Annotated in this window: 10 protein-coding genes; 6 read left to right on the top strand and 4 right to left on the bottom strand. The window is 71.2% G+C overall.

What is annotated here, in order from left to right; translation table 11 throughout:
- Window positions 1-69: 69 nt before the first annotated feature.
- From ACFU8Q_RS33810 to ACFU8Q_RS33800, 3 genes are all read right to left on the bottom strand, one after another.
- A complete protein-coding gene (locus ACFU8Q_RS33810; protein WP_384461642.1) occupies window positions 70-774 on the bottom strand; it encodes a hypothetical protein in 705 nt (234 codons plus the stop codon).
- A 401-nt stretch (window positions 775-1,175) separates the two neighbouring features.
- Entirely contained in the window at window positions 1,176-1,655 is a 480-nt protein-coding gene (locus tag ACFU8Q_RS33805; RefSeq protein ID WP_384461639.1) for a DUF5990 family protein, read from the bottom strand.
- A gap of 57 nt (window positions 1,656-1,712) precedes the next feature.
- Window positions 1,713-2,513, bottom strand: a complete 801-nt coding sequence (locus ACFU8Q_RS33800; RefSeq protein WP_384461636.1) for an aminotransferase class IV family protein — start codon at window positions 2,511-2,513, stop codon at window positions 1,713-1,715.
- An 88-nt stretch (window positions 2,514-2,601) separates the two neighbouring features.
- Between ACFU8Q_RS33800 and ACFU8Q_RS33795 the strand changes: the two genes are divergently transcribed.
- On the top strand, window positions 2,602-3,219 hold the full coding sequence (locus ACFU8Q_RS33795; protein WP_384461634.1) for an NADPH-dependent FMN reductase: 618 nt from the start codon (window positions 2,602-2,604) through the stop codon (window positions 3,217-3,219).
- 84 nt (window positions 3,220-3,303) lie between these two features.
- On the top strand, window positions 3,304-3,645 hold the full coding sequence (gene cutA, locus ACFU8Q_RS33790; RefSeq protein WP_384461631.1) for a divalent-cation tolerance protein CutA: 342 nt from the start codon (window positions 3,304-3,306) through the stop codon (window positions 3,643-3,645).
- 34 nt (window positions 3,646-3,679) lie between these two features.
- On the opposite strand, the gene ACFU8Q_RS33785 is transcribed toward cutA, so the two are convergent.
- The gene (locus ACFU8Q_RS33785; RefSeq protein ID WP_384461628.1) at window positions 3,680-4,393 is read right to left on the bottom strand and encodes a vancomycin high temperature exclusion protein; all 714 of its coding nucleotides are present in this window, start codon (window positions 4,391-4,393) and stop codon (window positions 3,680-3,682) included.
- 263 nt (window positions 4,394-4,656) lie between these two features.
- Between ACFU8Q_RS33785 and ACFU8Q_RS33780 the strand changes: the two genes are divergently transcribed.
- The 4 genes from ACFU8Q_RS33780 (at window position 4,657) to ACFU8Q_RS33765 (ending at window position 10,830) form a co-directional block, all read left to right on the top strand.
- The gene (locus ACFU8Q_RS33780) at window positions 4,657-6,003 is read left to right on the top strand and encodes a deoxyguanosinetriphosphate triphosphohydrolase (protein ID WP_384461625.1); all 1,347 of its coding nucleotides are present in this window, start codon (window positions 4,657-4,659) and stop codon (window positions 6,001-6,003) included.
- Window positions 6,004-6,203: 200 nt separating this feature from the next.
- Complete coding sequence (locus ACFU8Q_RS33775) at window positions 6,204-7,463, top strand: NAD(P)/FAD-dependent oxidoreductase (protein WP_384461623.1); 1,260 nt, start codon at window positions 6,204-6,206, stop codon at window positions 7,461-7,463.
- Window positions 7,464-7,549: 86 nt separating this feature from the next.
- A complete protein-coding gene (gene dnaG, locus ACFU8Q_RS33770; RefSeq protein WP_384461620.1) occupies window positions 7,550-9,457 on the top strand; it encodes a DNA primase in 1,908 nt (635 codons plus the stop codon).
- 278 nt (window positions 9,458-9,735) lie between these two features.
- Entirely contained in the window at window positions 9,736-10,830 is a 1,095-nt protein-coding gene (locus tag ACFU8Q_RS33765; RefSeq protein ID WP_384461617.1) for an RNA polymerase sigma factor, read from the top strand.
- The last annotated feature ends 22 nt before the right edge of the window (window positions 10,831-10,852 follow it).

The following is a 10,852-nucleotide window of genomic DNA, read 5'->3' as shown; positions in this document are numbered from 1 at the left end:
GCGTCACCACCGGGCGCGACCGGCGCTGCGGCTGGAACCTGGCGGTACGGAGACGTGAATCCGTCTCCGTCAGCCGGCTTCCTGCGGGCCGCTCGCCCGGCGACGCAGGAGCCAGGCTCCGCCGACGGCGGCCGCGGCGAGTACGCCGGCGCCCGCCGCGATCTGGGAGGTGTCGGACCGGACACTGCCGCCGACGCCTGTTTTGACGTGCCCGCTGGGGCCCGCGGGCACGGATGAGTCGTTACGTCCGGACGACGAGTTGTCGCGCCCCGAGGACGAGTTGTCGCGCCCGGAAGACGAGTTGTCGCGTCCGGACGAGGACGAGTTGTCGTGCCCGGATGAGTTGTCGCGTCCGGATGAGGAGTTGTCGCGTCCGGACGAGGACGAGTGGTCGCGCCCGGACGAGCTGTCGTTCCTGCCCGAGCCCTGGTCCTCGGACGGGTTCCGGTTCCCGCTCCAGCGCCCGTTGGAGCCCTCGTCCCTGGAGGGAGTGTTGAGCCCGGAGAAGGCGTTGAGCCCGCCGACGGAGTCGAGCAGTGAGGGGACATTGAGGCCGAAGGGGGTGTCGCGCGCGGACCCGGACGGGTTGCCCCAGTTGTCCTCGTCGCCGCCCTGCGCCTGCGGGCCGCCGTTGGTCCGTGGCGCGGCCGCCGAGCCGACCCGCAGCGTGCCGGAATCGCCCGCGTACGCGGGCTGCCCGGCGGTGAAGAGGCCGAGCGTGGCTATGGTGACCGCGGAAGCTGCGGTACCGGTCACTAGGCGGGCAGGACGCATGGGGGTTCCTCCGGACAATGGCGCGAGTAGGTGTGTCCTGACCACGAGCTAACGGGCCGGCGGTTTCCCGTGCCTGCTGACATCGGGTCAGCTTTCACCCGACCGGCCCGGCGCGGCATCCTTGCCAAGATGCATGAGTGCAGGTCACGGCCGTGATCGATGCGAGTGTGACCGGCGTCTCACCGTTCGGTGCCGATCGGGTGACGCCATCCGGGGGGAGTGGCGCACATCACATGCATGACTTTGTGGGGGTCGGGCACACGCCTGAAACCCCCCACGGGACGGTGGACCGGGCCGCCCCCGGCCGCCGCCCCCACCGGCCCCATCCCCCCTGGTTCCGGTGGGGGCGGTTCCGTGCCGGGCGCCCCGCGAGATGACGTTCCCGCAACCGCGCGGCGTTCTCAGGGCGCGCGGCGTTCCCGGGACGGCGCGGCGGCGGACCATTCGACGACCGGCGGCCGCACCCTGGCGCAGAGCGGCTGCCCCTTGGCGTCGGAGAGAGGCAGCCGCGCGGTGAGGTGCTCCGAGCGCACGGCGGCTTCGAGTACGGCCGGATCGATGTCGCCCAGCATCAGCTTGGCCCGCCGGAACATGGTGAAGACGCCGTCCTCGTCGACCGTGCCCCAGGACAGATAGACGAAGCGCCCGCCCAGCCTGTTCTGCACATAGGGTCCCTTGATCTCGACGCCGTCCGCGGTGGGCGTCGCGGTGCAGCTCAGGGTCCACGAGGCCGACGGGGCGTCCCCCCGGTGCAGGCCGATCAGTTCGCCCGGCCTGTCCTTGCGCTGCACGGCCACGTGGATGTTGTGGGCGCCGGGGAAATCGCTGTCGGGCCCGCAGGTGAGGCCGGGGAGGCGAGAGCCTTCGATGTGGATCAGCATGACTCCATGCTCCTCCCTCCCTCGGGCGCCGGTCGGCCCGCGTGACGCCGGGAGGCCTCAGATCGCGTCCCATGGCGCGCTGTCGTACGCCTGCGTGATGCGCTTCATCAGTTCCTCGTCCACCGTGAACTCGATGTCGTCGATCCGCCGGACCGGCGCGATGCCCTGCGAGTTGGTGAGGAACGCCGAACGGTACCCGGCCAGCCCGTCCAGCGTCACCGGACGCCGTGCGGACTCCAGCCCCGCGCCGGGCAGTTGCCGCTCCAGCAGTGCCATGGTGATGCCGAGCAGGGCGGGGGCGGCGGGCCAGACGACCGAAGTGCCGTCCCAGAAACCGACGTTGGTGATGGCCCCCTCCGTCACCGTACCGTCCGGCAGGGTCAGCAGGGCCTCGTCGAAACCCGCGCGTGCGGCGAGCCGCGCGTAGTACGTCTGGCCGAACTCACCGGGACGCTTGATGTGTGGCACGGTCCTGGCGTACGGGACGGACATCAGGCCGTGCGGCTCGGTGGACTTCCGCGCCGGCCCGCGCACCGTGACCATGACGGTCGTCTCCGTGTCGCCCGGCGGCAGGAAGCCGTACACCCGGGTCGACGCGTCCCGTACCCCGGCGCTGTCCAGGGCGTGCCGGATCAGCTCGCGGATCCGTTCCCCGTCCAGCGGGCGCTCGAACAGCTCCTGGTTCGCCGAGTCCAGCCGGGCCAGATGCAGGGCGAGGCCGCGCACCTTTCCGTCCCTGACCTGCATGGCCGTGAAATGGCCGTAGCCGAGGAAGGCGGGAATCCGCAGATCCGCCTCGGTGGCCGGGTACCCGTTGAACTCGGCGTACGGAAAGGGCGTGGGAGGGGGAGTGGTCATGCGGCCCACGGTATGCCGCGACGGGCGATGACGGACACCGACGGACCAGGCTTGACCTCAACCTTGGTTGACATATGAACCTCTCCGCATGGACCTCACCACAGCACCCGCACCCATTGCTGCCTCCGTCGCGCCCCTGAAGGTCGCGGTCATCCTCGCCAGCAATCGCGAGGGACGCTTCGCCCCTGTCGTCTCCGGCTGGTTCCTCGCGCGCACCGTCGGTCACCCCGGCATCGAGACGGATCTGATCGACATCGCGGAGCTCGACCTCCCGAGCGCACTCTCGCACCGGCCCGACGCCGGATCGCTGGCCCGACTCGCCTCCGTGTCGCCCAGGCTGGCGGCGGCCGATGCCTTCGTCGTCGTCACCCCCGAGTACAACCACTCGTACCCGGCGCCGCTGAAGAACCTCATCGACTGGCACCACGCCGAGTGGCAGGCCAAACCCGTCGCCTTCGTCTCGTACGGCGGAGTCTCCGGTGGCCTGCGCGCCGTGGAGCACCTCCGGCAGGTCTTCGCGGAGCTGCACGCCGTCGGCATCCGCGACACCGTGTCGTTCCACAACGCGGGCGCCCTGTTCGACGGCGAGGGCAGGCACAAGGACCCGTCGGGCTGCGACGCGGCGGCCAAGTCCCTCCTCGACCAGCTGGTCTGGTGGGGACGCGCGCTGCGCGACGCCAAGGCCGTCCGTCCGTACGGCGTCTGACACCGGGCACTGCGCCGCACCGCGATGCCCCCGACAATCGAAGGACACCCAGTGACCCAGTGACCGACACCGAGGAGCCCGAAGGTGACGACGCCGCCGGCATGGCTGACCGTACTGACCACGACCGACAGCGAGGAGAAGGCCCATTCCCTGGCGCAGGGCGCGGTGGAGGCGCGGCTCGCCGCCTGTGTACAGATCTCCGCGCCCGTCACCTCGGTCTACCGCTGGCAGAACGCCATCGAGACCACCGAGGAGTGGCAGCTGCTGTTCAAGACGACGGCCGAGCGTTACGACGAACTGGAGGCGCATCTCCTGGCGGCGCACGACTACGAAACCCCCGAGGTCATCGCGATCCCGGTGGTACGGGGCGGCGCCCGCTATCTCGACTGGGTCTCGGCCGAGACCGCCCCGATCACTCCTCTGTAGAACCGGCACTCTTTGGCGCGGGCACCCGCGGCCGTCAGCGCTCGTCCGCCGCCAGGGCCTCCCCGATCCCGGGCTCCTCCGGGCCCAGGAAGCGCGGGTCCGGCTTGAACACGGCGTCCAGCGCCGCCTTCCCCGCCGCGAAAATCTCCCGCGTCCCGCCGTAGTACCAGGTCGCATCGTGTACGGCGTCGACGCCGACGCCGTACGCGTCGATCCCCGCGGTCCGGCACAGCGCGATCGCCCGCCGGATGTGGAACCCCTGGGTCACCAGCACCGCGCGGTCGACGCCGAAGATCTTCTTGGCCCGGACGCACGAGTCCCAGGTGTCGAACCCGGCGAAGTCGCTCACGATCCGCTCGTCCGGCACGCCCTGCGCCCTGAGATACGTGCGCATGGCGTCCGGCTCGTCGTACTCCTTGCGGCTGTTGTCACCGGTCACGAGCACGACCTTCACCTTCCCGTCCCGGTACAGCTCGGCGGCGGTCTTGAGCCGGTTCGCGAGATACGGCGACGGCTTGCCCTGCCAGAGCCCGGCCCCGAACACCACGGCGACCTGCTGCGCGGGCGCGTCCGCCGTCGTCCTGACCCGGGCGTCGGCGACGGAGTACATCCAGGTCGCGGGCGCCAGCGCCGCCACGCAGGCGATCATCACCCCCTGCACGGCCCGCCGCTGCCCGCGCCGCGTCCGCGGCCACCGCGGCCGAAACCGCCCGAGCCTCCTCAGCCGTCCCGGCTGACTCTCCCGCATGGGTGTCCCCCTGTTCCCGCTCTGCCCGCCCTGTCCACGCTGTTCCACATGATCGGACGACCGACGGGGAGAAAGGGTTCTCCATCTCCCTATTTCGTTGATTTCGTTACCGTTTCCGATCACTCCGTTCGACGCGACGCCTCCGGTGAGCAGCTGTCACTCCCGCCCAGCGGTGCGGCAACCTCGTCCGCGCACCCTTGGTGCATGACGGAGTCGGCACCGGCTGATCCGTCCTGTCGGTCCGGCCGTTTACTGTCGGAACCATGGACGGTACGCAGGATTCGCAGTGCACCCACGACACCCGGTGCACTGATGGCACTCAGGACCACGGCACGGCCCCCTACCGTGCCGCCGACGCCGAGCGCTGGGACACCGAGCCGGACAAACGGCCCGGCCGTACCGCGTTCCAGCGTGACCGCGCCCGGGTCCTGCACTCCGCCGCACTGCGCAGGCTCGCCGGGAAGACCCAGGTCGTCACCCCCGGCACCCGCAGTAACGCCTGGGACGCCAGCCCGCGGACCCGGCTCACCCACTCCCTGGAATGCGCCCAGGTCGGCCGCGAGCTCGGGGCGGCGCTCGGCTGCGATCCCGATCTGGTCGAGACGGCCTGCCTGGCCCACGACCTGGGCCACCCGCCGTTCGGACACAACGGGGAGCAGGCGCTCAACGACTTCGCGTCGGACTGCGGGGGCTTCGAGGGGAACGCCCAGTCGCTGCGCCTGCTGACCCGGCTCGAACCGAAGCGGTTCGTGCCCGACACCCGGACCGGCGAGCTGGTCAGCGTCGGGCTCAACCTGACCCGTGCCGCGCTGGACGCCGCCACCAAATACCCGTGGCCGCGCGGCGGACACCCCACCGACCCCGGCTCGCCGAAATTCGGGGTGTACGAGGACGACCTGCCCGTCTTCGAGTGGGCCCGGCACGGCGCCCCGAAGGACCGCAAGTGCTTCGAGGCCCAGGTCATGGACTGGTCCGACGACGTCGCGTACTCGGTGCACGACTTCGAGGACGGGCTGCACGCCGGGCACATCGATCCCAACTGCCTCTACGCCGAGCCCGAGCGGAACGCGATCTGGGCGGTCGCCATCGGCCGCTACGTCCCGGCGGACACCGACCCCGCGGAGCTGGCCGACGCCCTGGACCGGCTCATCGCCCAGGACTGGTGGCCGCACGGCTACGACGGATCCGCCGTAGCCCAGGCCCGGCTGAAGGATGCCACGAGCCAGCTGATCGGCCGGTTCTGCCTCGCGGCCGAGACCGGCACCCGGCAGAGGTACGGCACGGGCCGGCTGATCCGGTACGCGGCCGAGCTCGTCGTCCCCCGCGAGGCACGCAACGAGTGCGCCGTCCTCAAGGCGGTCGCCGACCGGTACGTCATGCAGCGCGCCGAGCAGGAGGCGATCCGCGCCGACCAGCGGATCGTCATCGCGGAACTGGCCGCCGTGCTGACCGCACGCGCCCCGGAGGGGCTGGAGCCGCAGTTCCGGGCACTGTTCGACGCCGCCTCCGGGGACCGGGCCCGCAAGCGGGTCCTCGTCGACCAGATCGCCGCTCTGACCGACGCCTCGGCGCGTTCCCTGCACGCATCCCTCACCGCACGCCGCCGCTGACCGGAGATCCCGTCCACGCGGCCGGACCACGACCGCGTACGGCCGCGTACGCCCGGCGGTCACCGCTTCCCGGCCTCGTCCGCGGGCTTGCCCGCGACCACTGGGTGTGACCTGATCGGTGTACACCCTCTTTCGCCATCACGCTGCGTGCGGGACGCTCGCAGTCGGGCCCCGCGCAGCAAGCACCGAGGAGGCATCACGTGGTCGACGCACATCGGACGTTCGTCATCGTCGGCGGAGGACTGGCAGGAGCCAAGGCGGCCGAGACGCTCCGGGCGGAGGGTTTCAGCGGCCGGGTGATCCTTCTCGGCGATGAACGCGACCATCCGTACGAACGGCCGCCGCTCTCCAAGGGCTATCTGTCCGGCAAGGAGGAACGGGACAGCGTCTTCGTCCACGAGACGGCCTGGTACGCGGGCGCCGAGATCGAGCTCCATCTGGGCCAGCCCGTCACCGTCCTCGACCGGGAGGGCCGCTCCGTACAGCTCGGCGACGGCACCGTCGTCCACTACGACAAGCTGCTGCTTGCCACCGGGGCCGAGCCGCGCCGCCTCCCCATTCCGGGTACGGACCTGGCCGGCGTCCACCATCTGCGCCGCCTCGCCCACGCCGACCGGCTGCGCAACGTCCTGACCTCCCTCGGCCGGGACAACGGCCATCTGGTGATCGCCGGGGCCGGCTGGATCGGTCTGGAGGTTGCGGCGGCGGCGCGCGAATACGGCGCCGAGGTCACCGTCGTCGAACCGGAGCCGACCCCGTTGCACCAGGTCGTCGGCCCCGAACTGGGCCAGATCTTCACCGATCTGCACAGCGACCACGGTGTCCGCTTCCACTTCGGTGTCCGCCTCACCGAGATCATCGGCCAGGACGGCCTGGTCCTCGCGGTCCGCACCGACGACGGCGAGGAGTACCCCGCCCACGACGTGCTCGCCGCGATCGGCGCCGCCCCCCGCACCGGTCTCGCCGAAGCCGCGGGGCTCGCCATGGCCGCGCGCAAGGACGGCGGCGGCATCGCCGTCGACGCCTCGCTGCGCACCTCCGACCCGCACATCTTCGCGGCCGGGGACGTCGCCAACGTGGCCCATCCGCTGCTCGGCGCCCGGCTGCGCGTGGAGCACTGGGCGAACGCGCTGAACGGCGGCCCGGCCGCGGCCCGCGCCATGCTCGGCCAGGAGGTCAGCTACGACCGGGTGCCGTACTTCTTCTCCGACCAGTACGACCTCGGCCTCGAATACTCGGGCTGGGCGCCGCCGGGCAGTTACGACCAGGTGGTCATCCGCGGCGACGCGGGGAAGCGCGAGTTCATCGCCTTCTGGCTGAAGGACCGCAAGGTGCTGGCCGGGATGAACGTCAACGTGTGGGACGTCACCGACGCCGTGCAGGAACTGATCCGGTCCGGCCGGCAGATCGACCCGGACGCACTGGCGGACCCGTCGGTACCGCTGACCTCCCTGGCCTGAACGACAGCCGGGCCGCGCCTCGCCGGGTTCCACGGATCACATCGGCGCGCGGCACGGCTGTCGTACCCCACCCGTAGACTTCACCCGTGGCAGGCAGGATCAATGACGACGATGTGAAGGCGGTACGGGACGCGGTCCCGATCGACGCCGTCGTTTCCGAGTATCTCCAGCTGCGCAACGCGGGCGGTGGCAACCTCAAGGGCCTCTGCCCGTTCCACGACGAGAAGTCCCCCTCCTTCCAGGTCAGCCCGAGCAAGGGCCTCTTCCACTGCTTCGGCTGCCAGGAGGGCGGCGACACGATCGCCTTCGTGATGAAGATCGACCATCTCTCGTTCTCCGAGACGGTCGAGCGGCTCGCCGCCAAGGCGGGCATCACCCTGCGGTACGAGGAAGGCGGCTACAACCCCTCCCACCAGCGCGGTGAGCGCATCCGGCTGGTCGAGGCGCACAAGGTGGCCGCCCAGTTCTACGTGGAGCAGTTGGACGGCCCCGAGGCCGAGATCGGCCGGAAGTTCCTCGCCGAGCGCGGCTTCGACCAGGCCGCGGCCGCCCATTTCGGCGTCGGCTACAGCCCCGCGGGCTGGGACCACCTCACCCGCTATCTGCGCGGCAAGGGCTTCAGCGACAAGGAGCTGATCGCCTCCGGCCTCTCCCAGGACGGCAGGCGCGGCCCGATCGACCGTTTCCGCGGCCGGTTGATGTGGCCGATCAGCGACACCTCGGGCGAGGTCGTCGGCTTCGGCGCCCGCAAGCTGCGCGACGACGACAACGGGCCGAAGTACCTCAACACCCCCGAGACCGCGATCTACAAGAAGTCGCAGGTGCTCTACGGCATCGACCTGGCGAAGAAGGACATCGCGAAGGCCAGCCGGGCCGTGGTCGTCGAGGGCTACACCGACGTGATGGCCTGCCATCTCGCCGGGGTCACCACCGCGATCGCCACCTGCGGTACGGCCTTCGGCGGAGACCACATCAAGATCCTGCGCCGCCTCCTGATGGACAACGGCAGCGCCCGGGTGATCTTCACGTTCGACGGTGACGCGGCCGGCCAGAAGGCCGCGCTGCGCGCCTTCGAGGACGACCAGAAGTTCGCCGCCGAGACGTACATCGCGATCGCCCCGGACAACATGGACCCGTGCGATCTGCGCCTGGCCAAGGGCGACGAGGCCGTCCGCGATCTGGTCGAACCCCGCACGCCGCTCTTCGAGTTCGCGCTCCGCCAGATCGTCGGCCGGTACGACCTGGAGACCCCGGCGGGCCGCGCCGCCGCGCTCGATGAGGCGGCGCCCGTCGTCGCCAAGATCAAGACGGGCAGCGTGCAGCGCGAGGTCGCCGTCCAGCTGGCCGGCTTCGTCGGCATCCTGGACCAGGAGTACGTCGTGCACCGGGTCAACCAGCTCGCCCAGTGGGCCCGCGGGCGGGGCGACCGGCGAGGACCGGAGCCGGCCTCCTCCCGCCCCGGCGCGCAGCCCCAGCAGGTCCGGGCCCCCGCCGCCCCCTCCGGCCCCGCGCTCAACCTCCGCAGCCCGGCGCACCGCACCGAGCGCGAGCTGCTCAAGCTCGCCCTGCAGCGGCCCGCCCTGGTCTCCCCGGCCTTCGACGCCTACGGGGTGGACGAGTTCACCGCCCCGCCGTACGCCGCGGTCCGTCAGTGCATCGCGGAGGCGGGCGGCGCGGAGCTGGGCGTCCCCGAGACCCGCGAGTACCTCGTCCAGGTGCTCGACGCGACCCCCAACGACACGGTGCGCAAGCTGGTCACCGAGCTGGCGGTCGAGGTCTTCCACGGCAAGTCCATCGACGAGGCGTACGCGGGCGAGCATCTGGTCAAGGTCCGCCTGCGCGCCGTCGACCGCCGGATCAACGACGTCCAGGGCAGCCTCGCCCGCCTCGGCAGCAATGTCGCCCCGGACCATCTGGCCGCCGCGCAGAACGAGGTCTGGGTCCTCCAGCAGTACGCCCAGTCCCTGCGCAACAACGGCGCCGACGCGCTCTGAATCGGGGCTTCCGCGCGCCCCGTGGCCGTGCAGGCGTGCCGGGGCCGGGCCGGCCGCCGTTCCGTCCTCGATCGCCGGACGGGCCGAAGGGCACACCCGTCCCCGTAACCGGTCGGTCACGGACCGGACTCAGAAAGTCCCCGCACGCCCCTCGTGGCGGCGATGTGTCTTCCTCCACACTGGGGGGCGGTGCCTGAGTCATCGGAGCGCGGCCGGCCCACCGAACGGTGGTCCACCATCCCCCGCGATCCGGCAGCGATCACCTGGAGGTCGCCCCCGTGCAGACCCGGACCGTGACCGAAACCGAGCATGTCTCGGCCATCCCCGCGCAGAACCGGGCCGTGCATCATCCGGAGGCCGCGGTGGAGCCGCAGACACCGTCCGACCCACCCGAGGCGCTCGTGGAGGAGCCGCCGGAGGTGCCCGAACCCCCGGAGCCGAGGGGCCGCCCGGAGACCGCCGGCCCGTCCTCCGATCTCTTCCGCCAGTACCTGCGGGAGATCGGCCGGATCCCGCTGCTCACCGCAGCCGACGAGGTGGAGCTCGCCCGCCGCGTCGAGGCCGGACTCTTCGCCGAGGAACGGCTCGCGAGCACCCCGGACCCGGACACCCGGCTGGCCGTCGACCTCGACCGGCTGGTGGTCATGGGGCGGATGGCGAAGCGCCGTCTCATCGAGGCGAACCTCCGCCTCGTCGTCTCCGTCGCCAAACGCTATGTCGGCCGCGGACTGACCATGCTCGATCTCGTCCAGGAGGGAAACCTCGGACTGATCAGGGCGGTCGAGAAGTTCGACTACGCCCGGGGCTACAAGTTCTCGACGTACGCGACCTGGTGGATCCGTCAGGCCATGTCCCGCGCCCTCGCCGACCAGGCGCGGACCATACGGGTCCCGGTCCATGTCGTCGAGCTGATCAACCGGGTCGTACGCGTCCAGCGCCGGATGCTCCAGGAACGCGGCTACGAGCCGACGCCGGAGGAGGTCGCCGATCAGCTCGACCTCACCCCGGAGCGGGTCGGCGAAGTCCTGCGGCTCGCCCAGGAACCCGTTTCGCTGCACGCCCCGGTCGGCGAGGAGGACGACGTCGCCCTCGGCGACCTGATCGAGGACGGCGACGCCGCGTCCCCGGTCGAGTCCGCCGCGTTCCTGCTGCTGCGCGAGCACCTGGAAGCGGTGCTCTCCACCCTCAACGAGCGCGAGCGGAAGGTGGTCCAGCTGCGCTACGGGCTGGCCGACGGGCGGCCCCGCACCCTTGAGGAGATCGGCAGGATCTTCGGCGTGACCCGCGAACGCATCCGCCAGATCGAGTCCAAGACCCTCAACAAGCTGCGGGACCACGCCCACGCCGACCAACTCCGCGGCTACCTCGACTGATCACGCGTGACGGGGCCCGTAC

Origin of the sequence: Streptomyces sp. NPDC057543 (genome assembly GCF_042801895.1) — a bacterium.
Lineage (GTDB): Bacteria > Actinomycetota > Actinomycetes > Streptomycetales > Streptomycetaceae > Streptomyces.
This window is presented reverse-complemented; position numbering and strand designations above follow the sequence as displayed.